Genomic DNA, 26,952 nt, shown 5'->3' on the forward strand with positions numbered 1-26,952 from the left:
GAAAGGTGATCAGGCGGCCTTCGGCGGGACGAGCATGTGTTCGCTGCCGAGGGTCGTCGTGGTGTCGGTGTAGAGGGTGGTCTCGCCGTCGGACCAGCGTACGAGGAGGTCGTCGGGGTCGCCGGGTGTGAAGGCGCCGGCGGTCATGGCGGCGGCGTGGGTCCACAGTGTGTTGGACGACTTCAGCTTGATCTCCGTTCCCACGCCGGAGGCGGAGGAGTCGCGGTAGAGGCTCAGTTCACCGTCGGACCAGCGCACGAGGAGGTCCCAGTCGGCGCCTCCGGTGAAGTTTCCGGCGGCGAGCAGGGTGGCGTGGCGCCAGGTGTCGTTGGGCGGCTGCAGCCGGTGTTCGTTGAGGAATCCGCGACTGTCGACGTCGGTGTAGAGGGTGGTTTCGCCGTCGGTCCAGCGGACCATGACGTCGTCGGGCGCCGGGTTGGCGCTGTAGCGTCCGGCGGTGATCTGGACGGCGCCCTTCCAGATGCTGCTGGGCTTGGCCAGCTGGGTTTCCCCCGCGAAGCCGCCGTTGCCGTCGCCGGTGTACAGGGTGACTTCGCCGTCCGACCAGACCACCATGAGGTCGGAGGCGTTGTTGTCGTCGAAGTCCCCGCCGGCGATGGTCTTGGCGTGGGTCCAGGTCGAGGACTTCGCGATCCGGTGTTCGCCGGAGAAGCCGCCGTTGCCGTCCCCGGTGTAGAGGGTGACTTCGCCGTCCGACCAGACGACGATCATGTCGGTCCTGCCGTCGCCGGTGTAGTCGCCGGACGCGGTCTTCATGGCCTGCTGCCACCGGCCCCCGCCGGTGGGGTACATGCTGTAGCCGCGCGGGTACTGGGTGGGAGTGGTGTTGTTCTGCGCGGCTCCGTAGATCTCGAGGGCCCGCTTGTCGAAGGTCGTGGAGAACGAGATGCGGTCGCTGTTGTTCTCCAGGCCGCCGCCGTAGTAGCCGCCGAGGTTGCCGATGACGGTTCCGCTGCCGGTGCTCTTGTTCAGGCCGGTGATCCAGGGGCTTCCGGAGGTGCCCCCGTAGAAGCCGCCGCAGTCCATGCGCATCTGGTGGTAGCCGGGCAGCCGGGTGGTGGTGACGCCCGCGCACATGAAGGGCCGGTTCTTCGGGTTGTGGCTGCCGGGGTAGCCGATGACGGTGACGTTCTGCTTGTACTGGCCGTTCACCTGGCCGAGTCGGAGCGCCGCGCCGACGGCCTTCTGCACGCTCTGCCCTTGCCCGTTGGCGGCGACCAGGGCGAAGGCGTAGTCGAAGTCGGAGTAGGCATCGCGGGTGGGGTGGCCTGCGGCCTGGTACCAGCGGGCGTCACGGACCCAGCTCTGCACCGCGAACCGGCCGTAGGGGGCAGGGTTGTTCGCGCTGCCGTCGTAGCGGGGCACGAACATGCCCTTGGAGCCGCCGGAGCAGTGCGCGGCGGTCAGGATGACGTTGCCCTGCGGGCTGTCCACGACGCTCGCGGAACAGAAACGCCCCGTCAGCTGGTCGGTGGCCGGGTCCTTCACGTAGTGGAAGAAGGTTCCGACCGTGGGGACACCGGCGAAGTAGACGCCGTTCTTCGGCGCGGCCGCACCCTTGACGAGGGATTCGGCTTTCCCCCCGGCCGGGGCCTCGCCGCGCGGGCTGTCCGGGGTGGCCCGGGCCATCCGCTCAGGTGTCCAGAACTTCTCGGCCTCCGCACTCGTCCACGCCTTTCCCCGGCCCGCGTCGTGTGCGGTCGACGCGGCCGGCACCTTCCCGGTGGCGTCGGGGCGCGCGGAGGCGGGAGAGGCCGCCGCGAGGAGGAGAGCGGAGACCGCTATCGCGGCACAGGTTCCGAACGTGTCACGAAGGGTGGGTATTCGCACGGTTTCCTTGTCTGTCAGCACACGTGGGGGTCTGTGAGCACACGTGTGGCGAGAAGCGGCCGGTCTCAGCTCGTGAAGATGAAGTACTTCCACGTCCCGTAGGTCGTCGAGTTCACGTTGTCGCCCGACGTCGTGTCGATGTAGGACGAGCGGATGCGGAAGCGGACGCCCGTCGGCGGGGTGCCGCTGAGTTCGAGGGTGTCCCGGCCGTCCGAGCCGAGTACGAGGTACTCGCTGTGCGTGGCGCGCCAGGCGCCCTGGTAGTAACCCTGGACCTCGATCCGGTACTTGCGGTTCGGGTACGGCGTCATCGTCGTGTCGAGGACGGGTTCCTTGGACTTGTGGAAGGAGCGGTACGTCTGGTTCCACGCCGTCTGGGTCTTGTAGTAGCCGCTGAGCGCGGTCGTGACCCTGACCCGTGCGCCCACCGTGCTCGTGACCGTCGCGGGCGCGTAGCGGGTGTCGCCCGTGAACTTGGCCGTCAGCTTGGTGTCGCGGGTCAGGTAGAGGCTCACGGACAGGTTCCCGGAGGAGTCGACCGCGCCGGACTTGACCAGCTTGTTGGGCTTGTCACCGCCGTACGGGTCGGCGTAGATCTCGACGGTCCGGTTCTTGTACGTCGTCCCCAGGTGCGCCGTGAACTTCACCTGGGTGTTGTACGAGTACACCTTGCCGTTGTCGTCCAGGGTCAGGGCGGTCGTCGTCTTCGTGACGTTCACCGTGCCGGTGGCGGTGGCGCTCGCGTGGTAGTCGTCGCCCGCGTAGCCGACCGTGTACGTGACCTGGCCGCCGGCCGGCGGGGTGTCGGCGAAGGAGTACGAGCCGTCGGCGCCGACCGTCGCCGTGCCGAGCAGCTTGCCGGACGGGGACTCGTCGTCCGTGCGGCGGACGGAGACCGTGGTGCCGGGCGGGAAGGACGCGTTCGAGGTCAGCCTGCCCGTGACCGTGAGCGGCTTGGCGCGGGGCGCGGTGGCCGGGGCGGTGGCCGTCAGGGTGGCGGCGGCCTTCATCGGGTCGTCGTAGATCCGCAGCGAGTAGGTGTTGTTGCTGTCGTACGACACCGCGAACAGCTTGCTCTCGTCCGGTGCCCAGGCCAGGCCGCTGCCGGCCAGCTCGTCCGAGGCGGTGCCGCCGGTGGAGCTGGGGAGGTCGTACTCCCGGGTGGGCGTCGAGGCGCCCGCCTTGAAGAGGTGGACGTCGGAGCCGTAGACGGAGTCGGTGCCCGCGGCCACGTCGCCGTTCGGCGCGATGTCCACGGCGTCGGGATAGTTGGTGGTCTCGTACCTGCCGTCCGCCGTCAGGTCCGAGAGCTTGTAGACGGCCTGGTAGTACGGCGACCCGCTGGCCGTGACGACGTCCTTGCCGTCCGGTGTGACCGCGAGGTCGCGCAGGTTGCCACCGCCGGTGCTGCCCGGGTCGAAGGCGTACGCGGTACGGCTCGCGGTGCCCGACGAGACGTCGTACACGGCGAGTTCGACCGGGCTCTGGCCGGGTGCGCCCGCCACCACAGTGCCCGGGGCGCCGGGCGAGGCGTCCAGGATCGGCGCCTGGTAGAAGGTGTTCCCGTCCTGGTTCAGGGCCACGACCGGGTCGGTGCCGCTCAGATCGAGCGAGCCGATGTTGCCCTTGGCCGCGCCGCCGTAACCGAACCAGAGCTTGCCGCCCGTGTAGGCCACGTATTCGGGGTCGGTGCCGTCACCCGTCGGGTAGGTGTGGGTCTCAGTGGCGGTTGCCGTGTCGATGGCCACGATGGCGTTCGCGTCGGCGACGGCCGCGTACAGGGTGCCGGAGTCGGCGGAGAGCTCCAGGCCGCGGACGCCGGGCAGCGATTCGACCGTGCCGACGACGGTGCCGCTGTAGTCGGTCGCGACGACCTTGCCGCTCTTCGGGTCGCTGATGAACACCCGCTGGTGGACGCCGTCCACGACGACGTCGCCGGTCGAGGTGACCGGCAGGACGGTGCTGGAGTCGGCCAGCGCGGGCGCAGCCGAGGTGACCGCGAGCGCGGACGAGCCGAAGAGGACCGCGAGTGCGGTCGCGGCCGTGAGAGTGCGGGTGCGCACGGTGGTTTCGAACCCCCCCGGAACGAAAAAGAGCCCCTGTGGAACTGGGGACGTGAGCGGAGCGTAGGTCACTCCGGTGACGGATGATGAAAGAGAGGGTCAACGATGACCAAAAAAGCCCCCGAAGGTGATCAACCTCGCAGCACATCGACCACACGGTGATCAAAAGCACTCCGCGCCGTTCGGCTCCGGTCCCTCCCCTCGTGGGGACCGGTGTCGAACGGCGCGGATCTCAAAGGCTCGGGCGATGGGTCCGGCGCCGCCGTCCCGTGGCTTCCGAGGAAGCCTGGCCGAGAAGGTTCGGCGCCGTGCGCTGTCGTCCTGAGCGCTGCGCTGATGGCCTGCGCGGACGGTGCCCGACGGGTTCGCCCTTGCGTCGTGATCCTGCCATTTGTGGCTTCCCGTGAGGAGATTCCGCTGCCGGTCCGGAGGCTTTCGCCGCAGGTCAGCCGTATAAAGTGAGTTTTCCGGTCCGGATGTCCAAGCGCGGGGGGAGTAAGGGGTGGAGGCCTTGGGTTCCGACTCAGGGGCACGTACTGCCTTCGCGGAGCGGCTCGCTCTGCTGTACAAGGAGGCGGGCAACCCTCCTCTCGCCCGGGTGGCCGAGGCGGTCGTACAGCTTCAGCGGGTGGACGAGCGCGGACGGCCCGTACGGGTCTCCGCCCAGCGCATCAGCGACTGGCGGCGGGCCAAGAACGTGCCGGCCCAGTTCGCCGCGCTCACCGCGGTGCTGCACGTCCTGATCCCGCAGGCCCGGCGGGCGCGGCCGACACCGGTCTCCGCCGGTCTGTACGACCTGGGGCAGTGGCAGCGGCTGTGGGAGCGCGCCCTGGCCGACCCGGCCGGTGACCGTCCCGCGGCGGCCGCCGACGTGGACGAGCGGACTCCGGTGGAGGATCCGGTCGCCCCCAGCGTGTGTCCGTACCGGGGGCTGGCCTCCTACCGGCAGGAGGACGCCCGGTGGTTCTTCGGCCGGGAGCGCAGCACCAACGCCCTCGTCGACCAGCTGCAGGCGGCGGAGAAGACCGGTGGCCTGGTCATGCTCGTCGGTGCCTCGGGGGCGGGGAAGTCGTCCCTGCTCAACGCCGGGCTGGTGCCCGCCGCGCAGAACGGCGCACTGGGCGGCGACGACAGCCGCCCGAGGACGGTCCTACAGCTCGTGCCGGGAGCCGATCCCGTCGGGGAACTGACCCGGTGCATCCCGGAGCTCGCCCCCGTCATGTCCGAGGCGGACGGCTCCGCGGCAGCGGAACCCGGCACTCCCGCGTTCGCGCGCGCCGTCCGGGGTGCCGTCGCCGAGTGGGCACGGCGCGAGGCGCCCTCCGGTGAGCGGCCGGTCCTCATCGTGGACCAGTTCGAGGAGGCCTTCACCCTCTGCGCCGACGAGGCGGGCAGGCATGCGTTCGTGCAGATCCTGCACGCCGCGTGCTCGTCCGCAGGAGCGGAGGAGCCGGCCGCCCTGCTCGTGGTGCTCGGTATCCGCGCCGACTTCTACGAGCAGTGCCTGCGCTATCCCGAACTGGCCGACGCGCTGCAGCACCGGCACATGGTCCTGGGGCCGCTGAGCACGGCCGAGCTGCGCGAGGCGGTGACCGGGCCGGCCAAGGCCGTGGGTCTCGAACTCGAGCCGGGTCTCGCGGAGCTGATCGTCCGGGAGGTGAGCGCCGACGGGCCGCGCGGGGCGCATGACGCCGGGGTGCTGCCGCTGCTCTCGCATGCGCTGCTCGCCACCTGGCAGCGGCGCAAGGCCGGGCGGCTGACGCTGGCCGGTTACCGGGCCGCGGGCGGCATCCAGGGTGCGGTGGCCGCGACCGCCGAACGGGCCTGGTCGAGCCTGGACCCGCCCGCCCGTACGGCCGCACGGCTGCTGCTGCTGCGGCTGGTCCGGCTCGGCGAGGACACCCAGGCCACCCGTCGTCGGGGAACCCGGCGGCAGTTGGCGCAGGAGTCGACGGACCCCGGCAAGACGGAGGAGTCGCTGGAGGCGCTGGTCCGCGCCCGGCTGGTGACGCTCGACGCGGAGACCGTGGAGATCACCCACGAGGCGCTGCTGACCGCCTGGCCGCGGCTGCGGGACTGGATCGACGAGGGCCGCAACGACCATCTGCTGCGCCAGCAACTGGAGGAGGACGGCAGGGCCTGGGAGGGCTCGGGGCGCGACTCCTCGCTGCTGTACCGGGGTTCGCGGCTGGCCCAGGCCCGCACCTGGGCGAAGTCCGCCGGCGACACCTTCCTCACCCGCAGCGCGGTGGAGTTCCTGGCCGCTTCGGTACGGCTACGCAAGCGCACCCTCGTGTTGCGGCGCGGGGCGGTGTCCGCGCTGGTCGTCATGTCGGTCCTGGCGGTCGGCGCGGCGGTCCTGGCCTGGCAGCAGCGCAATGACGCGGTGTTCGAGCAGGTCGTCGCGGAGGCTGACCGCGTCCAGTACACCGATCCCTCGCTCTCCGCCCAGCTGGACCTGGTCGCCCACGATCTGCGGCCGGACGACGCAGGCACCAACAACCGGCTGGTCTCGATTGTGAACGCGCCGCTGGCCACGCCGCTCCTCGGCCACACCGGCGCCGTGTACCTCACCTCCTTCAGCCCCGACGGGAAGGTGCTCGCCACCGCCAGCTACGACCGCACGGTCCGGCTGTGGGACGTCAGCGACCGCTCGCACCCGAAGCCGCTGGGCAAGCCGCTCACCGGCAACACCAGCTGGGTGAGCACCGCCCTCTTCAGCCCGGACGGCAAGCTCCTGGCCAGCGCCGGCGACGACGGCACCGTCCGGCTGTGGGACGTACGGGACCCCGCGCACCCCAAGCCGCTCGGTATCCCCCCGACCGCCGACACCGGCACGATCTATCTGCTCGCCTTCAGCCCCGACGGCCGCACGCTCGCCGCGGCCGGCGAGGACCACACCGTACGGCTGTGGGACATGACCGATCCTGGTCGACCGAAGGCGATCGGTGCCCTGACCGGACACTCCGCCGCCGTGCGGTCCGTGGCCTTCAGCCCCGACGGCCGGCTGCTTGCAGCAGGCGGCGACGACGACACGATCATCCTCTGGGACATGTCCGATCCGCACCGACCGAAGCCGATCGACAGGGTGCTGAAGGGCCACACGGACACCGTGCACTCGGTGGCCTTCAGCCCCGACGGCCACACCCTCGCCAGCGGCAGCGCGGACGACACCATCCGGCTCTGGGACGTCACCGACCCGCGCAACGCCACCGAGCTCGGCTCTCCGCTCGCCGGCCACACCGGTCCCGTGTGGTCGGTGGCCTTCAGCCCCAAGGGCGGCATGCTCGCGGCCGGCAGCGCGGACAGCACGGCGAGTCTGTGGAACGTCAGCGATCCCGCTTCCCCGTCCCAGATCGGCGAGCCGCTCGCGGGCGGCAGCGGCGAGATGTACGCCGTGGGCTTCAGCCCCGACGGCCGCACCCTGGCCACCGGCAGCGGCGACAGCAAGGTCCGCCTGTGGTCCGTACCGACCTCGGACATGGTCGGCGCCTTCGGAGCGTTCCGCCCGGACGGGCGGGTGCTCGCGATGGCCGCGCGCGACGGGCGGATCCGGCTGTGGGACGTGAAGGTTCCCGGCCGGCCCGTGGCGATGGGCCGGCCGTTCATGCCCGCGGACGGCGGCCAGCGCCAGCTGGCCTTCTCCCCCGACGGCCGGACGCTCGCCGTGCTGAGCGGCCGCAAGAAGCTGTACCTGTGGAACGTCACCGACCCGTCCCGGCCGGTCCCCTCCGGGGCGCCCCTCGCCATGCGAACCCGCTTCACGGGCTCCGACGCGCTGGCCTTCAGCCCGGACGGACGCATCCTGGCCAGCCCCTACGACGACCGCACGATCCAGCTGTGGAACGTCGCCGACCCGTCCCGTGCCGTCAAGTTCGGCCCGCCGCTCACCGGTCACAAGGGCTTCATCAACAGTCTCGTCTTCAGTCCGGACGGCCACACCCTCGCCAGCGGCAGCGCGGACGCCACCATCCGCTTCTGGAACGTCACCGATCCCCGCCGTGTCACCCCCCTCGGCACACCGCTCACGGGGCACGGCGGACCGGTCAACGTCCTCGTCTACAGTCCCGACGGCTCCACGCTGGTCAGCGGCAGCGACGACGACACGGTCCGGCTCTGGAACGTGACCGACCCCCGCGAGGCGGCCGAGGCCGGCGACCCCCTGACCGGTCACACCGAGGCGGTCGTGTCCCTCACTCTCAGCCAGGACGGCCGCACCCTGGCCAGCGGCGGCAACGACAACACCGTCCGCCTGTGGAACGTGGCCCACCCCTCCGACGCCGCCCCCATCGGGCAGTCGATGAGCCCCAACGCAAAAACCGGCAACTTCCTCTCGTTCAGCCCCAGGAGCCATCTGCTGGGGGTGTCGAGCGGCGCCGACACCGTACGGCTGTGGAACCTGGACACGGACGACGCGATCCGGCACATCTGCTCGGCCACACAGGGCGTGCTGACACCGGAGAAATGGCACGAATATCTGCCACGGCTTTCGTACAAGCCTCCGTGCGGCCCGTAGTCCGACCCGTGGAAGCCCTGGTGGCAGCCCTGGCCAACGGGGCCGACCCGGTGATCTGGGCCACATCCCCGCGACGCGGCGGAACTGTCGACTCCCGTCGGGCCCGCGGCCTTGTTACGCTTGGCCACAGCCCGATCGCTGGTGCATCCCCCGTCGCCAGCGGTCGGGCATTCTCATGCCCTCCCGGCGGTCAGCCACTGGGCGACCTTGCGCACCGTGGTCTCGTCGAGCCGCTCGACGAGGGCCTGTACGGCTGCGTGGTCGTCCGGTGCGAGGTCGTAGAGCCCGGCCTTGCCCAGCCCGGCCAGGAGCACCTGCTGCCGCCGGCCGCTCATCCGCTCCGTCAGCGTCCTCGGCTCCTCGGGGCCGTCGGACGGTGGCTCCGGCACCGTGGCGTTCGTGGTCGCGGTCGACACGTCGAAGCGCTGCCACGCGCCGTCCTTCGGACCCCACAGGCCGACCGCGAAGTCACCGCCGCGCGCCCGCACGGTGTGGGCCATCTCGCCGAGCGCGTACTGCACGGGAGCCCGGTGCGTCGCCTCGGCACACACCTCCCAGGAGGCCGAGGAGGGCCGGTAGAACTGCGCGACCCAGCGGGGAGCCCCGGTCGGCTGCGGACTGGCGGGACGTGTCGTCGTCTCCACTGCGCTCACCCCTTCGTTCACCCGTTTCCCTCGCCTGCTTCCAGGCTGCACAGCACGGGACGGTAACTGACGGACCGTCAGATATCCAGGGCCGGTCGTCGGGAGCCGGTCGTCCCGGGTCAGTTGTTCCAGGACTCGTCGTACGGATCCTTCGGCGTCGGCACCGGTGTCGCCGCCGTGACGCGGAAGTACGGTATGGGGCCGTTGTTGACGGGGTCCTTGGTCTGCCGGGCGGTGTAGGTCCCGGTCACCTGGAGCCACCTGTCCGGCTGCAGGACCGGCGGGATCGTGCCGGTCAGGGCGATCTTCACCGGCTGGGCGTCCGCGGCACAGCAGTTGAGGGCCATGCGCACCAGGTAGGGGGCGCCGGTGCGGTCGAGAGCGACGAAGCCGGTGATGCTGATCGGGCGGCCCGCTATGTGCCGACCGCGGTCGTAGACGGCGCGGGTCGCGTAGTCGACCACGTTGAGGTCGAGCGGGCCGGAGGCGGGCAGCTTGTTGAAGCCGTACGGCTGCTGCAGGGCCGTACCCGTGCGCATCGCGCTGTAGGAGCCGAGGGCGGGCGGGGCAACCAGGATCAGGGCGAGGAGGGGGAGGACGAGGAGCCAGGAGATACGGGGTTCGCGATGGACGTGCCCCTCTCCATCGTCATGGGCCTCGCCGCCGTGCTCGTGGGTTTCGCCGCCGTGCTCGTGGGTTTCGCCGCCGTGCTCGTGGGTTTCGCCGCTCTTGCGGCTGCGCCACTCGTACCAGACCGTCGCCAGCGCCGTCACGATCAGTACCGCGCCCGAGGCCAGCAGCAGCGGTTGCAGTCCGGCCTTGACGTAGCGCAGGTAGAGGTTGGTGAAACCGGCGTGCAGCAGGGCCGCGCCGGTCAGGAACAAGATCGCCGCCTGGGCCTGCCGGTTCACAGGAGCACCGCCCCGGTCAGGACCGCGCCCGCGATGGCGAGGCAGAAGGTGGCGGGTGCGAAGCGCAGGGCGAAGCCCCGGCCGAAGGTGCCGGCCTGCATCGCGAACAGCTTGAGGTCGATCATCGGTCCCACCACCAGGAACGCCAGCTTGGCCGTCAGCGAGAACTGGGTCAGCGACGCCGCCACGAACGCGTCCGCCTCCGAGCAGATCGACAACAGGACCGCCAGGACGGCGAGCGCGAGGATCGCCACCAGCGGGTTCTCCGCGGCCGTGCGCAGCCAGCTCGCCGGGGCCACGGCCTTGAGCGTCGCGGCGGCCATCGCGCCCACCACCAGGAAACCGCCCGCGTGCATCACGTCGTGCCGGACCGAGTTCCAGAAGGCGGCGCCCTTGCTCGGGCCCTCGTAGTGGGAGCGTTCCGGTGTGCGCAGCCAGTCCGTACGGCCGAGGCGCTGCCACAGCCAGCCCATCACGCACGACACGAGCAGACTGGCGACGAAACGGCCCACGACCATCTCGGGGTTGCGGGGGAAGGCCACCGCGGTCGCCGTCAGCACGATCGGGTTGATCGCCGGGGCGGACAGGAGGAAGGCGAGGGCCGCCGCGGGGGTCACGCCCCGGCGCACCAACGCTCCTGCCACCGGCACCGACGCGCACTCGCAGCCCGGCAGCATCGCGCCCGCCATCCCGGCGACCGGCACCGCGAGGGCGGGCCGGCTGGGCAGGGCGCGCGCGAAGAACGCCGGCGGCACGAACACCGCGATCGCCGCCGAGAGCAGCACCCCGAGCACCAGGAAGGGCAGCGCCTGCACCAGCACGGCCACGAACACCGTCATCCAGCTCTGCATGACGGGTGCGGAGAGCGCTCCGCGGATGGGGCCCTGCAGCAGCACCAGCAGGAGCAGGAGCATGGTCAGGACGAGCGGGGACTTCGACTCGGACTGCTGCGAGTCGGTCGGTTTCGGGTCGGACTGCTTCGACTCGGACTGCTGCGAGTCGGACGGTTTCGGGTCGGACTGCTGCGGGTCGGACTGCTTCGGGTCGGGTGGCCTCGTGGTGGGAAGGCCGGCGACCGGCTCATGGCTTTCCGCCCCCGTGGGGGCTGGTTCGGTGATGGCCACGGGCGTGGTACCTCCGGTGGTGCGTGAGGGCGCTGGTTTCCCTCCCCACCCATACGGCGGGGAAGGGGCGTTCGTTCAGTGACCGTTCGGTGACTGCGCTCGGTCGCCGCTGGAACCACCTCTCCCGGTGAGGCACTCTTCTCACTCGTGGGGAGCGTTCCGAATCAAGGTGTGACGAGTGGTGACGTGTCGGCGCACATGGTGGTGTGCGGTGACGACGGACTGGCGCATCGGCTGGCCGCCGAACTGCGGGGGGTGTACGGCGAACAGGTCACGCTCGTCGTCCCGCCCGCCGACCGCGGGGTGCGACCGCCGGTGGTCGGGCGCGCGCGGGCGACCACGGCGGCACTCTTCGACCGGATGGTGAACGCGGCCGTCAGCCGCGCGGCGAACGGCGCCGCCGCCGAACCCGTCGCGAACGCCCAGGTCGTGGAGGCCGCCGAGGCGACCGAGGAGGTGCTCGGTGCGGCGGGCGTGGAGCGGGCCGCCGCGCTGGCGCTCGTGTACGACGACGACGAGACCAACATCCGTGCCGCCCTCACCGCCCGCCGGATCAACCCCCGGCTGCGGCTCGTCCTCAGGCTGTACAACCGTCGGCTCGGCCAGCACATCGAGGAACTCCTCGACCAGGCAGCCGCGTTGGCGACCGGGGACGGCGGCTCTGCCGGCAGCGACACCTCCACCACCGTGCTCTCCGACGCCGATACGGCCGCCCCCGCGCTGGCCGCCACCGCCGTCGCCGGCACCAGCAAGGTCGTACAGACCGACGGGCTGCTGCTGCGGGCGGTGGAACGGACGCCGCTCGCCGGGCAGTTGGCCCGGCCGGGGCTGGCCACGCTGGCGCTGCTGTCCGCGGACAATGCCGACAGCGGCGGCGAGCAGGGGCCGGAGCTGCTGCCCGACGCGGCGGCGGTCCGCGCCGCGACCGGCCGCGGGACCGTCGTACTGGAGCAGGTGTCGTACGCCGGGCCCCAACTGCCCCCGGCTCGCGGGGCCGTGGCGTTCTCCTCGCTGTTCTCGCGGCGGCTGCGGTGGTCGCTGGCGGGCATGGTGGGGTGCGTGGTCGCGCTCGCGGTGGCGTTGTGGCTGGTGACGGGGGTGCATCCGCTGAGCGCGTTCTATCTGACGCTGCTCGATCTCTTCGCCATCGACAACCCCGCCATCGGGGAGCCCGTCGGGCGGCAGATCCTCCAACTCCTGTCCGGGCTCACGGGGTTGCTGCTGCTGCCGGTGTTGCTGGCCGCGGTGCTGGAGGCGCTGGGCACCTTCCGGACGGCGTCCGCGCTGCGGAAGCCGCCGCGGGGGCTGGGTGGGCATGTGGTCCTCCTCGGGCTCGGCAAGATCGGTACGCGGGTGCTGACCAGGCTGCGGGAACTGAACATCCCCGTGGTGTGCGTCGAGTCCGACGCGGATGCCCGGGGGCTGGCCACGGCGCGGCGGCTGCGGGTTCCTGTGGTGCTCGGGGATGTCACCCAGGAGGGCGTTCTGGAGGCCGCCAAGATCCACCGTGCGCATGCGCTGCTGGCGGTGACCAGTGCGGACACGACGAATCTCGAGGCCGCGCTGTATGCGCGGTCCGTGCGGCCCGATCTGCGGGTCGTGCTGCGGCTGTACGACGACGACTTCGCGACCGCGGTGTACCGCACGCTGCGGGCTGCTCATCCGCGTGCCTCCACGCGGAGTCGCAGTGTGTCCCATCTGGCGGCGCCCGCCTTTGCCGGGGCGATGATGGGGCGGCAGATTCTGGGGGCGATTCCGGTGGAGCGGCGGGTGTTGCTGTTCGCCGCGATGGATGTGGCCGGGCATCCGCAGCTTGAGGGGAAGACGGTGGCGGAGGCATTTCGGGCGGGGGCTTGGCGGGTGTTGGCGCTGGATACGAGGGCCTTGGGCGGGCGGCGGGAGGGGCCGGCTGCCGAGGAGGCGTATGAGGATGTGCGGGCGGTTTCGGGGTCGGGGCTGGTGTGGGATCTGCCGGACGGGCGGGTGCTGAAGGGGTCGGACCGGGTGGTGCTGGCGGCTACTCGGCGGGGGTTGGCGGAGCTGTTGGGGCGGCGGCCGCGGGAGCGGGCGGGGGCTTGAGCGGTACCCGGCGGCGGGGCTGGGGCGGGGTGGGTTCGCTTGGCCGGCGCTTGCCGGGTGCCGCTGCGCCCACCCGTGCCGCCCCAAGCGGCACGACTGCCCGCAGCTACGTCAGGTGCCGGCACAGCGGCAGCACCACTGCCGCAGGCCACGGCGGCACGACCGGCCGCAAGCCACGGCGGACGACCGGCCGGCCGCAGGCCACGGCAACACCACTGCCCGCAAGCTCCGGCAGCGCAAGTATCCGCGGGCTGCGGCAGCACCTCCGGCCGCGGGCCACGGCGGGGCGAGTGGCCGCAAGCTACGGCAACACCACCGGCCGCGGGCCACGGCGGGGCGACCAGCCGCAAGTCCGGCAACACCACCGGCCGCAGGCCACGGCCAGGCGAGTCGCCGCGGGCCACGGCGGGGCGAGTGGCGTACTTACGCCAAGTGGCGTTCCGCGAATTCCAGTTCCAGGCGGACCTGCTTGATTCTCTCGTCCACCACCAAGGAACCGTGGCCCGCGTCGTAGCGGTAGACCTCGTGGGTGGCGCCGCGGGCTTCGAGGCGTTTGACGTAGTTCTCGATCTGGCGGATGGGGCAGCGGGGGTCGTTGACGCCGGCCGAGATGTAGACCGGGGCTCTGACCTGGTCTACGTAGGTCAGCGGGGACGAGGCCTCGAAGCGTTCGGGGACCTCCTCGGGGGTGCCGCCGAGGAGGGTGCGGTCCATGGCCTTCAGGGCCTCCATCTCGTCGTGGTACGCCGTGACGTAGTCGGCGACCGGGACCGCCGCGATGCCGAGCGTCCAGGCGCTCGGCTGGGTGCCGAGGCCGAGGAGGGTGAGGTAGCCGCCCCAGGAGCCGCCGGTGAGGATGAGGCGGTCGGGGTCCGCGAGGCCGGAGTCGACCGCCCAGGCGCGGACCGCCTCGATGTCCTCCAGTTCGATGAGGCCGACGCGGTGCTTGAGGGCGTCGGTCCAGGCGCGGCCGTAGCCGGTGGAGCCTCGGTAGTTGACGCGGATCACCGCGTACCCGTGGTCGACCCAGGCCGCCGGGCCCGCCGCGAAGGCATCGCTGTCGTGCCAGGTGGGGCCGCCGTGGATGTCGAAGACCGTGGGCAGGGGGCCCAGGGCGCCCTGCGGCTTCTGGACGAGGGCGTGGATACGGCCGCCGGGGCCGTCCACCCACACGTCCTCCACCGGCACCGAGCCCGGGGACTTCATGCCCGGCGGGTCGAGGACGACCGTGCCGGTGGTCGAGCGGACCGCCGACGGTTCGGCGGCCGAGGACCACAGGTACTCCACGCTGCCGTCGGGCCGGGCCGTCGCACCGGAGACCGTGCCGGGCGGAGTGGGGATCCGCGTCAGGGCGCGGCTCGCCAGGTCGTACCGGAACAGTTCGCTGCGGGCCTCGAAACTGTGCACGATGAGCAGGCCGGTGCCGTCCGGGTACCACTCGGCGCTCACGTCACCGGGCAGCTCCAGGGCCAGGTCGCTCTCCTCGCCCGTCGCCACGTCCCACACCAGGGGCTCCCAGCGGCCGCGGCGCTGGTGGCCGATGAGCAGCCGGGTGTCGCCCTCGACGGGGGCGAAGCCCAGGACCTCCAGGCCCAGCTCGGCCGTGCCCCCCTTGGTGTCGTCGAGCTCGGCGACCGCCGTGCCGTCGGGGCGCAGGACGCGCAGCGCGGAGTGCATCGCGTCGCCGTGCTCCGTGTGCTCGATGGCGATCAGCGAACCGTCGTGGGAGAGGTCGCCGACGCCCGCCGACTCGCGGTGGCGGTAGATCTCCACCGGGTCCTCGCCGGTGCGCGCGAGATGGATCGTCGTACCGTCCTCGTCCGTGGAGCGGCCGACGATCGCCGTGCGGCCGTCCCGGGCGAGGGCCAGGCCCGCCGGGTAGGAGGCTTCCAGGCCGGGCGCCGCCAGCTCGTTCTCACCGCCGTCGAAGGGCTGTCTGCGCCAGACGCCGAACTCGTCGCCGTCCTTGTCGTCGAACCACCAGATCCATGCGCCGTCGGGCGAGAGCAGGCCCTCCGTCGTGCCGTTCGGACGGTCCGTGACCTGGCGTTGGCCGCCCGTGGCCCGGTCCCAGGCGTACAGCTCGTACGTCCCCGTCGCGTTCGACACGAACAGGGAGCGGTCCGGTGCGTCCTCCGCCCAGTCGGGCAGCGACACCCGCGGCGCCCTGAAGCGCTTCTCCCAGTCCGGCATGTCCTCGTTCCGCTCCGGCGCGGCGGAGGCGTTGCTCTCAGTCATGGCCCCATAGTGCCTGCCCCCACGGACAATTCGCTGGCGAGGCCCCCAGCCTGTGGATAACTTCTACCGGGCATTTACCGAACGCACGTCCAAGCAGGTCAGGAAGCTCGACTCATGTCCTCCCCCAGCCCTTCCCCCACCCCCGCCGACTGGCGCGAGAGCAATCGCGCCAACTGGGACGAGAGAGTCCCGCTGCACACCGCAGGCGACTTCTACGACCTCGACGGCTTCCGGGCCGGCCAGGACCCGCTGCGCGCCTTCGAGCTGGCCGAGGTCGGCGAGGTGACCGGCAGGTCGCTGCTGCATCTGCAGTGCCACCTCGGCACCGACACCCTGTCCTGGGCCCGGCACGGCGCCGCCCGCGTCGTAGGCCTGGACTTCTCCGAACCGGCCGTGGCGGTCGCCCGCGGTCTCGCCGCCGACCTGGGCCTCGGACCCGAGCGGGCCCAGTTCGTCGCGTCCGACGTGTACGACGCGGCCTCCGCGCTGCCGGACTCCTCGTACGACATCGTCTACACCGGCACCGGTGCGCTGTGCTGGCTGCCCGACATCCGGCGCTGGGCCGAGACGGCCGCCGGGCTCGTGGCGCCCGGCGGGTTCCTCTATCTCGCCGAGTTCCATCCGCTGACCGACGTCCTCGACGACGAGACCGGCTCACGGGTCGTGCGGGACTACTTCGACCGCGAGCCGCAGGTCTACGGCTTCCCCGGCACGTACGCGGCGGAGAGCACCGCCACCGTCCACAACCGGACCGTGCAGTGGACGCACCCGCTCGGCGAGGTCGTCTCCGCGCTCGCCGCGGCGGGGCTGCGCATCGAGTTCCTCCACGAGCACGACGTCTCGGTGTTCCGGCAGTTCGAGGTTTTCGAGGAGCGGGACGGCTACTTCCGTCTCCCCGCGGGCCGGCCCCGGATTCCGCTGATGTACTCGCTGCGGGCCGCCAAGGTCTGATTGTCCGAACCCCGCGGCCGAGGCCGCCGTGGCCGCCCCGTACCGTTGACAGCGTGTACCGGTTTCTGCTGACGCCCCGTTGGTGGGGGATCAACGTCTTCGTGCTGCTCGCCATCCCCTTCTGCATCTTCATGGGGTCGTGGCAGCTGAGCCGGTTCGAGGACCGGGTGCAGGCCCATCGGGACGCGACCGAGCAGGTCACGACGGACCGGCACGAGGCGGCCCGGCCGCTGCGGGAGCTGTTGCCGGTGAACAAGGCGACGTCCGGCCGGAAGGCCACCGCGACCGGGCGGTACGGCAAGCAGCTGCTCGTGCCCGACCGGCAGCTCGACGGCAAGCGCGGCTTCTATGTGCTGACGCTGCTGCGCACCGACGGCGGCCAGGCGCTGCCGGTGGTGCGGGGCTGGCTGCCGGGTGCCGCCGACGCGGCGAAGGCGCCCGCCGCGCCGACCGGTGAGGTCACCGTCACCGGTGCGCTGCAGGCGTCCGAGACGCCGGGGGACAACGGGGTGAGCGCGCAGGGTGGGCTGCCGGCCGGGCAGACCGCGGCGATCAGCTCGGCCTCGCTGGTGAATCTGGTGCCGTACGACGTGTATGACGCGTGGGTCACGCTGGACAAGGCCGATGCGGGGATGACTGCCGTGCCGGCGACGGCGCCTGCGGACTCCGGGCTCGATCTGAAGGCGTTCCAGAACCTTGGCTATACCGGGGAGTGGTTCGTCTTCGCCGGGTTTGTGGTGTTCATGTGGTTCCGGTTGCTGCGGCGTGAGGCGGAGTTCGCGCGGGATGCGGAGATGGGGTTGGTGGCCGAGGAATCGGGCGTTGCCGTCTGAGCCTGGTTTCGGCTGCACCGGCGCGGCGGCTGGGCCTGGGTGGTGTCACTTGCCCGCGTTTGCGGGATGCCGCCTGTCTTTGGGACGGGTGCCGCCCTGAGCGGCACGAATGCCCGCAGGCTACGCCGGGGCGGCGCGGCTGCCCCGGCAGGCTACGGCGGAGTGACACGACTGCCCGGCAGGCTGAGCGGGTACGACCACGCGCAGGCTGACGGGCTGGGACCCGGGCCGTGGCTGACCGCAGGCTGCGGCGAAGGCTCTACGCCCCCGGCAGCACCCCGGTGTAGATGACCGCCCCCGCGCACGCGTTGGGCACCGTCGCCGAGACCGTCGGGGAGCCGGCTGCCGTTGTGTGGGACACGACCACGCTGCCGTCCGCCGTGCCGTCAGCTGTCATCATCTGGGTGGTGACGCCGCTGTCCGTGCCGGTGGAGGTGGTGCCGGAGGAGCTGCCGGCGTCGGGGGTCGGGGTCGGGCTGGGGGTGGAGCCGCCGTCGGTGGTGCCGCCGGTCGGCCCGCCCGTGGTGGGACAGGTCGCCGAGGGGATCCAGGCGAACTTCACCTCGTAGGCCGCGCCCGGCTGCAGCTGCAGTCCGGTGATCTCGGTCGAGGGCTCGGGCAGGCCGGCCGCGGCGTCCCCCAGCACATGCCGTGCCGTGGAGATCTTGGTGGCGTCCGCGGCACCCTGCGCGAGCGCGCTCACGGTACCCACGCCGCCGACGGTGCAGGCGGAGGTGGAGATGTTGACGACGCGGAAGGTGCCGTAGACCGCGCCCCCGGCGTCGGGCGCGGCGACGGACTCGGTGGGCGAGCCGAACTGGTCGGCCCTGCACACGGGGGCACTGGAGGCGCTGGTGGCCGAGGGGTCGGTGCCGGCGCCGCCCGTGCCCGTACCGGTGCCCTTGCTCTTGCCGTCGCCCTTGGAGTCGCCCTTGCCCTTGCCCGGGGACTTGCCCGTGCTGCCGCCGGCGGTGCTCTCACTGCCGTCCGCGTTTTTTCCCTGGCTCGCTCCGCCCTGGGCCTGCGAGGCCTGGCCGGCCACGGACGGGTTGACGTCGGAGCCGGTGGAGTTGGAGACGTGCACCAGGGCCGGGACGGCGGTGCCGATGAACAGCGCGGCGGCCGCCATGCCGACGACGGCCTGCCGCTTGCGGGCGCGCCGTGCGGGTACGGCCCGCCGCAGGTGCTCCAGCGTGCCGTCGCGCGGTTCGACCGTCTGCACCGCCTGGTGCAGCATCCTGCGCAGAGCCAGCTCGTCCGAGTCGAGCCCGTTCTCGGGGCTCTGGTCGTCGGGGCCGTGGTTCACAGTTCCGTTCCCAGCGTGCGATTTCCTGTGTTCTTGCTCTTGCGTTGCTGTCGGCTCGTGCCATGCGTAGGGCTCATGGCGGTCATGGGAATCACGTCCCTCGCCGTCCTTGTTCATGCCGGTGCCTCCATCGCGAGGCGGAGGGCCGCGATACCGCGGGAGCCGTACGCCTTCACGGAGCCCAGCGATATCCCGAGCGTCTCGGCGACCTGCGCCTCGGTCATGTCCGCGAAGTAGCGCAGCACCAGGACCTCGCGCTGGCGGCGCTGCAGGCCCTTCATCGCCTTGATCAGGGAGTCGCGCTCCAGCTGGTCGTACGCACCCTCCTCGGCGCTCGCCATGTCGGGCATCGGCTTGGACAGGAGCTTGAGGCCCAGGATGCGGCGGCGCAGGGCGGAGCGGGAGAGATTGACGACCGTCTGACGCAGGTAGGCGAGCGTCTTCTCCCGGTCGCGGACCCGCTTGCGCGCGGAGTGCACGCGGATGAAGGCCTCCTGGACGACGTCCTCGCAGGAGGCGGTGTCGTCGAGCAGGAGGGCGGCGAGGCGCAGCAGCGAGCTGTAGTGCGCGCGGTAGGTCTCGGTGAGGTGGTCGACGGTCGTACCGGCCACCGCTGTGTCCTCGGCGTAGTCGGCGCCGTCACGCTGATTCGGTATGCGGGCGGGCCGCGCTGCGGGCATGGGCGCGATCACCGGCATGCCGCCGGGCGCCCCGGGCATGCGGGGTCGGAGCGACGGGCGGAGCGGCCGTAGGGCCGTACCGCGGGTCGCCGCTTGGAAGTCGAGAACCTCTGCCACGCCAGTTGGACACGTTCCCCCCCGTCAGGGTTGTACGTGCCGGGCGTCACTTTTGCGTCATGTGCCGCAGCCGGCCGTCTGGTGTCAGGCAGCGCAACTGACCGTGCGTCAAACGCCCTCATGCCTACCCGCTCTTCCCCTATATCCTGAATGTCCGAGGCGTCCCCACGCCTCACCGCGCATCCCCGCGCCCCCGAAGGGCGTTCGCAAAGACGCTCCCCGCCCTTCGCGCGGTTGCGGAGAGCGGGGAGGGAAATCTTCGGATGCCAAAGGGGTTCGGGGCAAGTGGTACGGACCTTCGCCCAACCCCGCGCCGCCCACAGATCCTATAAACGAAACCGGCCACGGCCAGGGCTTTTCCGGTGGTAACCCCTTGCTTCGGAATGTGTTGCACGCAACACGGCATGTCATGGGAGCGCGACCATCGTGACGCCCCGTCACCTGAACTCGGTCGCCACCAGCTCCGCGATCTGTGCGGTGTTGAGGGCCGCACCCTTGCGGAGGTTGTCACCGCAAACGAAGAGTTCGAGCGCCGTGGGGTCGTCGAGCGCGCGCCGCACCCGGCCCACCCAGGTCGGGTCGGTGCCCACGACGTCGGCGGGCGTGGGGAACTCGCCGGCCGCCGGGTCGTCGAAGAGGACGACCCCGGGGGCGGTCGCGAGGATCTCCCGGGCGCCGTCGACGGTGACCTCGCCCTGGAACCGGGCGTGGACGGTGAGGGAGTGCGTGGTGACCACCGGTACCCGTACGCAGGTCACGGCGACGGGCAGCCGGGGCAGGCCGAGGATCTTGCGGGACTCGTCCCGCACCTTCATCTCCTCCGAGGACCAGCCGTCCTCGCGCAGGGATCCGGCCCACGGCACGACGTTCAGCGCCACCGGCTCAGGGAACGGGCCGGTGTTGTCGCCGACGGCCCTGCGCACATCACCGGGGCTGGTCCCCAGCTCCGTACCGGCGACGAGGGACAGCTGCTGCCGCAGGGTCTCCACTCCGGCCCGCCCCGCCCCGCTGACCGCCTGGTACGAGGAGACCACCAGCTCGCGCAGCCCGAACTCGGCGTGCAGCGCGCCCAGGGCCACGATCATGGACAGGGTCGTGCAGTTGGGGTTGGCGATGATCCCGCGGGGCCGGCGGCGGGCGCAGTGCGGATTGACCTCCGGGACCACCAGCGGCACCTCCGGATCCATCCGGAAGGCGCCCGAGTTGTCCACCACCACCGCGCCCTTGGCCGCGGCGATCGGCGCCCAGTGCTCGGACACCTCGTCGGGTACGTCGAACATGGCGACGTCGACCCCGTCGAAGGCCTCCTCGGTCAGGGCGACCACCTCGACCTGCTGGCCGCGCACGGCCAGCTTGCGGCCGGCCGAGCGCGGTGAGGCGATCAGACGGATCTCGCCCCAGATGTCCGCGTGCTGGGACAGGATCTGGAGCATGACCGTGCCGACGGCTCCGGTCGCACCCACGACCGCGAGCGTCGGTCGGACAGTCGCCGACATCAGCGTCCGGTGCCCCCGTAGACGACCGCCTCGGCGGTGTCGGAGTCGAGACCGAAGGCGGAGTGCACGGCACGCACGGCCTCCGGCACGTCGTCGGCGCGGGTGACGACCGAGATACGGATCTCGGAGGTCGAGATCAGCTCGATGTTCACGCCCGCGTCGGACAGCGCCTCGAAGAAGGACGCCGTGACACCCGGGTTGGTCTTCATGCCGGCGCCGACGAGGGAGATCTTGCCGATCTGGTCGTCGTAGCGCAGCGAGTCGAACCCGATGACCGTCTTCGCCCGCTCCAGGGCGTCGATGGCCTTGCGGCCCTCGGTCTTGGGGAGGGTGAAGGAGATGTCCGTCAGCCCGGTGGAGGCGGCGGACACGTTCTGCACGACCATGTCGATGTTGATCTCGGCGTCGGCGATGGCGCGGAAGATCGAGGCGGCCTCGCCCGGCTTGTCCGGGACGCCGACGACCGTGACCTTGGCCTCCGAGGTGTCGTGCGCGACACCGGAGATGATGGCCTGCTCCACCTTCTTGTCCCCTTGCTCGATCGGCTCACTGCTGACCCACGTGCCCTGCAGCCCGCTGAAGCTGGAGCGGACGTGGATCGGGATGTTGTAGCGGCGGGCGTACTCCACACAGCGGTGGAGCAGCACCTTGGAGCCGGAGGCGGCGAGCTCCAGCATGTCCTCGAAGGCGATCCAGTCGATCTTCTTCGCCTTCTTCACCACGCGCGGGTCGGCGGTGAACACGCCGTCGACGTCGGTGTAGATCTCGCACACCTCGGCGTCGAGTGCGGCGGCCAGCGCGACGGCCGTCGTGTCGGAACCACCGCGGCCGAGCGTGGTGATGTCCTTCTTGTCCTGGCTGACGCCCTGGAAGCCGGCGACGATGGCGATGTTGCCCTCGTCGAGGGCCGTGCGGATACGGCCGGGCGTGACGTCGATGATCCGGGCTTTGTTGTGGACGGAGTCGGTGATGACGCCTGCCTGGCTGCCGGTGAACGACTGGGCCTCGTGGCCCAGGTTTTTGATCGCCATGGCCAGCAGTGCCATGGAGATCCGCTCTCCGGCGGTCAGCAGCATGTCGAACTCACGCCCGGCCGGCATCGGAGATACCTGCTCGGCGAGATCGATCAGCTCGTCCGTCGTGTCGCCCATCGCGGAAACGACGACGACCACCTGGTGGCCGTTCTTCTTCGCTTCCACGATTCGCTTGGCGACGCGCTTGATGCCCTCGGCATCGGCTACGGAGGAGCCTCCGTACTTCTGCACGACAAGGCCCACGTGCGCTCCTCGCTCGTCCCGTATGTGTCGGCTCATTTTACCGAGCGCCCGGTTACGGCCTCCGTGAAACCACATGGTGAGACCCGGCGCTCCAGCCCAGCCCCTGCCCACCTGGCACATGAACAGTCCGCAAAGTGGTTCAGGTCACCCGTTGACGCTCTCAGTAGCCGACCGATAACTTCGCGTCGTCGTCGCCACACCAGGAGCACAAGGCTCCATCGGGACTTGCGACGCGAAGGATTCTCCTTCCTTGACGACTGCGACCGTTTCCGAGATCCAGCACGTCACACCGGCCGACCTCTTCCTGGTCCGCCCCTTCACCCCTCATTGCGAGGTCATCCGCACCGCCGCCGACCACGCCGTCATCGGCGTCTCCCCCGGCAACAGCTACTTCTCCGCTCAGCGCATACACGACCTGGCCCGCTGGGGCCTCGCCCTCTTCGAACGTGTGGACTTCGTCTACACCGATCTGCACGTGGCCGAGATGTACGAGGCCTCCGGCTATACGGCCGACGACGCGCGCCGCAAGGCGGTGAAGAACCTGCGGGGCGTACGCGCCAAGGTCCTCGCCGCCGTCGAGGCCACCGACCCCGGCGGCACCCGGCTCAGGGCCCACGCCATGTCCGACCTGCGCGACAACCCGGCGTACCGGGAGATCCACGAGGACCTGCGCACCCGGCTGTCCGGCGACGACGAGTTCCGCACGACCTGCGAGAAACTCGTCGACTCCTTCCTGTCGACCAAGGAGCAGGAGGTGACCGCGCGCCAGCGGGCCGTCTGCATGGAGTACGTCACCGCGGAGGCGCCCCTCTTCCTGGACACCCCCGCGATCCTGGGCGTGCCCTCCTCGCTCAACTGCTACCACCAGCTCCTGCCGATGGCCGAGCTGCTCTACTCGCCCGGCGCGGGGCTGCGTGCCTCCCGCAACCAGGGCCACGCCATCGTCACGCCGGCCGAGGGAGCCACCGATGCCCGCTGAGACCCTGCCCACCGAGGAACTCATCGACTTCCCGTTCTCCTGGCGCGGCGACCAACTCCCCGCCGAGGTGGAGGAGTTGCGGGAGTCGACCCCCGTACGGCGGGTGCGCACCATCGCGGGTGACAAGGCCTGGCTGGTGTCCTCGTACGAGCTGTGCAGGCAGGTCCTCGAGGACCCGCGGTTCAGCCTGAAGGACACCTCGGCCCCGGGCGTGCCCCGCCAGTACGCGCTGACGATCCCGCCGGAGGTCGTCAACAACATGGGGAACATCACGGGCGCCGGACTGCGCAAGGCCGTGCTCAAGGCCCTCAATCCGAAGAGCCCGGGGCTGGTGGAGTGGCTGCGGTCGTACGCCGACGAGCTGGTCGAGGGCCTGGTGCGCGAGGGCGCTCCGGTGGACCTGCGGGGCGGTCTCGCCGATCCGTACTCGGCCGGTATGCACTGCCGCATCCTCGGCATTCCGCAGGCGGACGCGCCCGGGCTGATGCGGAGCCTGGACATCGCGTTCATGAACTCGGCCTGCCCCGTCACGGGCGCCCGGCTCAACTGGGACCGCGACATCGCGTACATGACCCGGCGGCTGGACGACCCGGCGACCACCGGTCTGATGGCCGAGCTCGCCGCCCTGCGCAACGACCCCGACTACGCCCACCTCACCGACGAGATGCTCGCGACGGTCGGCGTGACGATGTTCGGCGCGGGCGTCATCTCGACGTCCGGCTTCCTGACCATGGCCCTGGTGTCGCTGATCCAGCACCCGGAGCTGCAGGAGCAGCTGGTCGCGGACCCCGGGAAGATCCCCGCGGCCGTCGACGAGCTGCTGCGCATCAACCTCTCCATCGGCGACGGGCTGCCGAGGCTCGCGACCGAGGACGTCCAGCTCGGGGACGTTCAGGTGGCGGCCGGTGAGCTGGTCCTCGTCCTGGTCGAGGGCGCGAACTTCGACCCGTCCGCCTTCCCCGACCCGCACACCGTCGACCTGACCCGCGCCAACTCCACGGCCCACCTCTCCTTCGGCGGCGGCAGCCACTACTGCCCCGCCACCGCCCTCGGCCGCAAGCACGCCGAGATCGCACTGGAGCGGCTGCTCGCGCGGCTGCCCCGGCTGCGCCTCGCGGTGCCGATCGAGCAGTTGGTGTGGCGGACCGGGTTCATGAAGCGGATCCCGGAACGGCTGCCCGCCATGTGGTGATCCACCCGGGCTCGGCGGCCGGTCGTCTTCAACTTTCAAGCATTAGGGTGCGCCTGTGCGCGTACTTCTGGTGGAAGACGATGAGCCGGTCGCCGAGTCCCTTCGCCGCGGGCTCGTCCGCTACGGCTTCGAGGTCGAGTGGGTCACCACGGGCGGCGCTGCCCTGCGCCACCAGGGCCCGTACGACGTCGTCCTGCTCGATCTCGGTCTGCCCGACACGGACGGCCTGGACGTGTGCAGGGCGCTGCGTGAGCGCGGTGACGTGCCGATCATCGTGATCAGCGCGCGCAGTGACGAGACGGACCGGGTGGTGGGCCTGGAACTCGGCGCGGACGACTATGTGTCCAAGCCGTTCGGGGTGCGGGAGGTCATCGCGCGGATAAGGGCGGTGCTGCGACGCGTGCAGGCCCGTACGCCGGAGGCGGCCGCGGGCGGCCCGGACCGGTACGGGCCCCGGCTGACGATCGACCGCAAGGCGGCCCGGGTGCATGTGGACGGCGCGGAGGTCGCCCTCGCGCCCAAGGAGTACGACCTGCTGGCCTTCCTCACCGAGGAGCCGGGCGCGCTGATGTCCCGGGAGCAGATCATGGAAGCGGTCTGGGACGCGAACTGGTTCGGGCCGACCAAGACGCTCGACGTCCATGTGGCGGCGCTGCGGCGGAAGTTCACCGGCGTCATCACCATCGAGGCGGTGCGCGGGGTCGGCTTCCGGCTGGAGATCGTCGAGGACGCCGGGGCGTCATGAACCGCCGGCTCATCCGCAGTTACATCCTGCTCGTGGCCGTCGCCATCCTGCTGTTCACCGTGCCGGTGGCCTTCACGCTCACCAAGCAGTTGCGCGACGACACCGAGCTGTCCGTCCTGCGCGAGGCCAGGACGATGGCGCTGCTGCTCGGCGGCAACGACAGGATCTCGTGCGACGCCCTGGAGAAGGTGGCCAAGGCGTACCGGGACGAGACCCCCGGCGACGTCCAGGTGACCCCTACCGGCAGTTGCGCCCCGGACATCCCCAGGCCGACCGCGAACGCGGCGCTGACCCGGGCCGTGGAGCAGAACCGGTCCACGACCGACTGGGGCTCCGACTTCATCTGGGGCAAGCGGCTCGAGGTCACCGTGCCCGCTCAGGGGCGGGCGGCCGTGCGGGTCGTGTACTCGACCTCGCATCTCACCCACAGGCTGTGGACGATCTGGGGCTTCCGGGCGGGTCTTGCGGTGGCGGTGCTCGCCGTCGCGGCGCTGATCGGCGCGGTCGCCGCCCGCCGGATCACCGCCCCGCTGCGCGAACTCAACGTCATGGCCAGCAAGTTCAGCGACGGCGACCTCACCGCCCGCTCCCCGGTGACGGGCCCGCCGGAGACCCAGACCCTCGCCCGGACCCTGAACCAGGGCGCGGAACGCCTGGACACGCTGGTCGCCTCGCAGCGGATCTTCGTGGCGGACGCGTCGCACCAACTCCGCACGCCGCTGACGGCCTTGCGGCTGTCGCTGGACAACATCGCGGACGGGGTGGACGACGCGTTCGTACGGGAGGACGTGGAGCAGGCGACCGCCGAGGTGGTCCGGATGAGCCGGCTGGTCAACGGACTGCTGGTGCTCGCACGGGCGGAGGCGAAGGTGACGGCCGCGGAGCCGCTGCCCCTCGGGGAGATCGTGGCCGAACGGCTGTCGGTGTGGAGACCGGCCGCCGACGAGCGCGGAGTCACCATCGCGCTCAGGGGGAGTGGTGTCGACGGCCGGCCGTCTGTGCTGGCCGGCCCCGGTCATCTGGACCAGGTGCTGGACAACGTGCTCTCGAATGCGCTGGAGGTCTCACCGGACGGCGCCACGATCACCGTCCAGGTCGAGGAGAAGGGCGCGGAAGTGGTGCTCTCCGTCCTCGACCAGGGCCCCGGCATGACCGACGCGGAGAAGTCCCGCGCCTTCGACCGCTTCTGGCGCGGCCAGGGCCTGACCGGGCGCTCCGGTTCGGGCCTCGGGCTCGCCGTCGTCAAGCAGCTGGTGACCGACGACGGCGGGACCGTGGTCCTGCGGGACGCGCCCGGGGGCGGGCTGGAGGTCAGGATCAGCCTTCGGGCATCGCCGAGGAGTGGTGGTTGACGATCAGCCACTTGCCGCCGATCTTCTCGTAGGCGTAGGTGTAGCGGGCCTCGACGACGCGCTTCTTGCCGGTGGCCTTGTCGGTGAGCGTGAACTCGTAGACGCCGGTGTCGATCGCGGAGTCCTTGTCGAGGACGTTGACGACCGTCTTGACCTTCTTTCCGACCGGCTTGCTCTGCAGGAACTTGTCGAAGTAGTCGACGATCTCGGCGTGGTTGGTGCGTACCTTGTTGGAGACGGTGGGCAGGAGCACCGCGTCCTTCGCGTACAGGCTCGCGACCTTCTGCGAGTCACCGGTCTGCAGCGCCTTGTTCCAGGTGTCGAACAGGCCGGCGATCTGCGACCTGGTGGGCTTGGCCTCGGGCCTGGGCCCGGCGGTGGCAGCGACGGTACCCACCGTGCCGAGGGCGACGACGGCCGTGGCGGTGACGATGGCTGCGCGCTTGGTTGTCGAACGACGGGTCATCGCTGTCTCCGGTTTCGGTGCGGTTCTTGCTCTTCGACCTCCCTGCTGGGGAAGTGACTCCAGACTCGCTTTTCACCGGTTAGGGCCCGTGCAGCCGTCGTACAGCGCAGGTCCAAGACCCCTCCAACTCAC

The 26,952-nt window shown here is 71.0% G+C and carries 19 protein-coding genes; 8 read left to right on the forward strand and 11 right to left on the reverse strand.

Annotated features, from left to right (window positions below; translation table 11 throughout):
- Positions 1-9: 9 nt before the first annotated feature.
- Both ACWCRD_RS04890 and ACWCRD_RS04895 read right to left on the reverse strand, forming a co-directional pair.
- Positions 10-1,851, reverse strand: coding sequence for a trypsin-like serine peptidase (locus ACWCRD_RS04890; protein ID WP_450964542.1), 1,842 nt, complete (start codon positions 1,849-1,851; stop codon positions 10-12).
- Between the two features lie 65 nt (positions 1,852-1,916).
- The gene (locus ACWCRD_RS04895; protein WP_450964543.1) at positions 1,917-3,914 is read right to left on the reverse strand and encodes an Ig-like domain repeat protein; all 1,998 of its coding nucleotides are present in this window, start codon (positions 3,912-3,914) and stop codon (positions 1,917-1,919) included.
- Between the two features lie 502 nt (positions 3,915-4,416).
- Here ACWCRD_RS04895 and ACWCRD_RS04900 point away from each other — a divergent pair.
- Positions 4,417-8,430: an nSTAND1 domain-containing NTPase gene (locus ACWCRD_RS04900; RefSeq protein ID WP_450964544.1), complete on the forward strand. Its 4,014-nt coding sequence runs from the start codon at positions 4,417-4,419 to the stop codon at positions 8,428-8,430.
- Positions 8,431-8,603: 173 nt separating this feature from the next.
- On the opposite strand, the gene ACWCRD_RS04905 is transcribed toward ACWCRD_RS04900, so the two are convergent.
- The 3 genes from ACWCRD_RS04905 to ACWCRD_RS04915 form a co-directional block, all read right to left on the reverse strand.
- Positions 8,604-9,074, reverse strand: coding sequence for a hypothetical protein (locus ACWCRD_RS04905; RefSeq protein ID WP_450964545.1), 471 nt, complete (start codon positions 9,072-9,074; stop codon positions 8,604-8,606).
- A gap of 119 nt (positions 9,075-9,193) precedes the next feature.
- Positions 9,194-9,985: a TIGR03943 family putative permease subunit gene (locus tag ACWCRD_RS04910; protein WP_450964546.1), complete on the reverse strand. Its 792-nt coding sequence runs from the start codon at positions 9,983-9,985 to the stop codon at positions 9,194-9,196.
- Entirely contained in the window at positions 9,982-11,109 is a 1,128-nt protein-coding gene (locus ACWCRD_RS04915) for a permease (RefSeq protein WP_450964547.1), read from the reverse strand. Before ACWCRD_RS04915 ends, ACWCRD_RS04910 begins: the two co-directional genes overlap by 4 nt.
- A gap of 198 nt (positions 11,110-11,307) precedes the next feature.
- On the opposite strand from ACWCRD_RS04915, the gene ACWCRD_RS04920 reads away from it, so the two are divergent.
- On the forward strand, positions 11,308-13,188 hold the full coding sequence (locus ACWCRD_RS04920) for an NAD-binding protein (RefSeq protein ID WP_450964941.1): 1,881 nt from the start codon (positions 11,308-11,310) through the stop codon (positions 13,186-13,188).
- Positions 13,189-13,611: 423 nt separating this feature from the next.
- Here ACWCRD_RS04920 and ACWCRD_RS04925 read toward each other — a convergent pair whose 3' ends face one another.
- Complete coding sequence (locus ACWCRD_RS04925; protein ID WP_450964548.1) at positions 13,612-15,426, reverse strand: prolyl oligopeptidase family serine peptidase; 1,815 nt, start codon at positions 15,424-15,426, stop codon at positions 13,612-13,614.
- A gap of 114 nt (positions 15,427-15,540) precedes the next feature.
- On the opposite strand from ACWCRD_RS04925, the gene ACWCRD_RS04930 reads away from it, so the two are divergent.
- A complete protein-coding gene (locus ACWCRD_RS04930) occupies positions 15,541-16,377 on the forward strand; it encodes a class I SAM-dependent methyltransferase (RefSeq protein WP_450964549.1) in 837 nt (278 codons plus the stop codon).
- A 53-nt stretch (positions 16,378-16,430) separates the two neighbouring features.
- Entirely contained in the window at positions 16,431-17,210 is a 780-nt protein-coding gene (locus tag ACWCRD_RS04935; protein WP_450964550.1) for an SURF1 family protein, read from the forward strand.
- Positions 17,211-17,469: 259 nt separating this feature from the next.
- Here the strand turns inward: ACWCRD_RS04935 and ACWCRD_RS04940 are convergent, their stop codons facing one another.
- The 4 genes from ACWCRD_RS04940 to ACWCRD_RS04955 form a co-directional block, all read right to left on the reverse strand.
- Complete coding sequence (locus tag ACWCRD_RS04940; RefSeq protein ID WP_450964551.1) at positions 17,470-18,516, reverse strand: hypothetical protein; 1,047 nt, start codon at positions 18,514-18,516, stop codon at positions 17,470-17,472.
- A 113-nt stretch (positions 18,517-18,629) separates the two neighbouring features.
- Positions 18,630-19,235 (reverse strand): SigE family RNA polymerase sigma factor, encoded by a 606-nt coding sequence (locus ACWCRD_RS04945; protein WP_450964552.1) that lies wholly within the window; start codon positions 19,233-19,235, stop codon positions 18,630-18,632.
- Positions 19,236-19,750: 515 nt separating this feature from the next.
- Positions 19,751-20,809: an aspartate-semialdehyde dehydrogenase gene (locus tag ACWCRD_RS04950; protein WP_450964553.1), complete on the reverse strand. Its 1,059-nt coding sequence runs from the start codon at positions 20,807-20,809 to the stop codon at positions 19,751-19,753.
- A complete protein-coding gene (locus ACWCRD_RS04955) occupies positions 20,809-22,086 on the reverse strand; it encodes an aspartate kinase (protein WP_365840509.1) in 1,278 nt (425 codons plus the stop codon). Before ACWCRD_RS04955 ends, ACWCRD_RS04950 begins: the two co-directional genes overlap by 1 nt.
- Positions 22,087-22,336: 250 nt before the next feature.
- Between ACWCRD_RS04955 and ACWCRD_RS04960 the strand changes: the two genes are divergently transcribed.
- The 4 genes from ACWCRD_RS04960 to ACWCRD_RS04975 are packed head-to-tail and all read left to right on the forward strand — an operon-like array spanning position 22,337 to position 26,354.
- On the forward strand, positions 22,337-23,065 hold the full coding sequence (locus ACWCRD_RS04960) for a tRNA-dependent cyclodipeptide synthase (RefSeq protein ID WP_450964554.1): 729 nt from the start codon (positions 22,337-22,339) through the stop codon (positions 23,063-23,065).
- Entirely contained in the window at positions 23,055-24,257 is a 1,203-nt protein-coding gene (locus ACWCRD_RS04965) for a cytochrome P450 (protein WP_450964555.1), read from the forward strand. The genes ACWCRD_RS04960 and ACWCRD_RS04965 overlap by 11 nt, the downstream gene beginning before the upstream one ends.
- Positions 24,258-24,312: 55 nt before the next feature.
- A complete protein-coding gene (locus tag ACWCRD_RS04970) occupies positions 24,313-25,002 on the forward strand; it encodes a response regulator transcription factor (RefSeq protein WP_450964556.1) in 690 nt (229 codons plus the stop codon).
- Positions 24,999-26,354 carry a sensor histidine kinase gene (locus ACWCRD_RS04975; protein ID WP_450964557.1) on the forward strand — a complete coding sequence of 452 codons (1,356 nt, stop codon included), beginning with the start codon at positions 24,999-25,001 and terminating at the stop codon, positions 26,352-26,354. The genes ACWCRD_RS04970 and ACWCRD_RS04975 overlap by 4 nt, the downstream gene beginning before the upstream one ends.
- On the opposite strand, the gene ACWCRD_RS04980 is transcribed toward ACWCRD_RS04975, so the two are convergent.
- Positions 26,320-26,820: an SgcJ/EcaC family oxidoreductase gene (locus tag ACWCRD_RS04980; protein ID WP_450964558.1), complete on the reverse strand. Its 501-nt coding sequence runs from the start codon at positions 26,818-26,820 to the stop codon at positions 26,320-26,322. The two genes, ACWCRD_RS04975 and ACWCRD_RS04980, sit on opposite strands and share 35 nt — an antisense overlap.
- Positions 26,821-26,952: the final 132 nt, after the last annotated feature.

It is taken from the genome of Streptomyces sp. NPDC002092 (assembly GCF_053593775.1).

Bases quoted from the DNA above. Each gene is read 5' to 3' on its own strand.
- ACWCRD_RS04920 (WP_450964941.1), top strand. From the start codon at position 11,308: ATGGTGGTGTGCGGTGACGACGGACTGGCGCATCGGCTGGCCGCCGAA.
- ACWCRD_RS04925 (WP_450964548.1), bottom strand. From the start codon at position 15,426: ATGACTGAGAGCAACGCCTCCGCCGCGCCGGAGCGGAACGAGGACATG.
- ACWCRD_RS04930 (WP_450964549.1), top strand. From the start codon at position 15,541: ATGTCCTCCCCCAGCCCTTCCCCCACCCCCGCCGACTGGCGCGAGAGC.
- ACWCRD_RS04945 (WP_450964552.1), bottom strand. From the start codon at position 19,235: ATGCCCGGGGCGCCCGGCGGCATGCCGGTGATCGCGCCCATGCCCGCA.
- ACWCRD_RS04950 (WP_450964553.1), bottom strand. From the start codon at position 20,809: ATGTCGGCGACTGTCCGACCGACGCTCGCGGTCGTGGGTGCGACCGGA.
- ACWCRD_RS04965 (WP_450964555.1), top strand. From the start codon at position 23,055: ATGCCCGCTGAGACCCTGCCCACCGAGGAACTCATCGACTTCCCGTTC.
- ACWCRD_RS04975 (WP_450964557.1), top strand. From the start codon at position 24,999: ATGAACCGCCGGCTCATCCGCAGTTACATCCTGCTCGTGGCCGTCGCC.
- ACWCRD_RS04980 (WP_450964558.1), bottom strand. From the start codon at position 26,820: ATGACCCGTCGTTCGACAACCAAGCGCGCAGCCATCGTCACCGCCACG.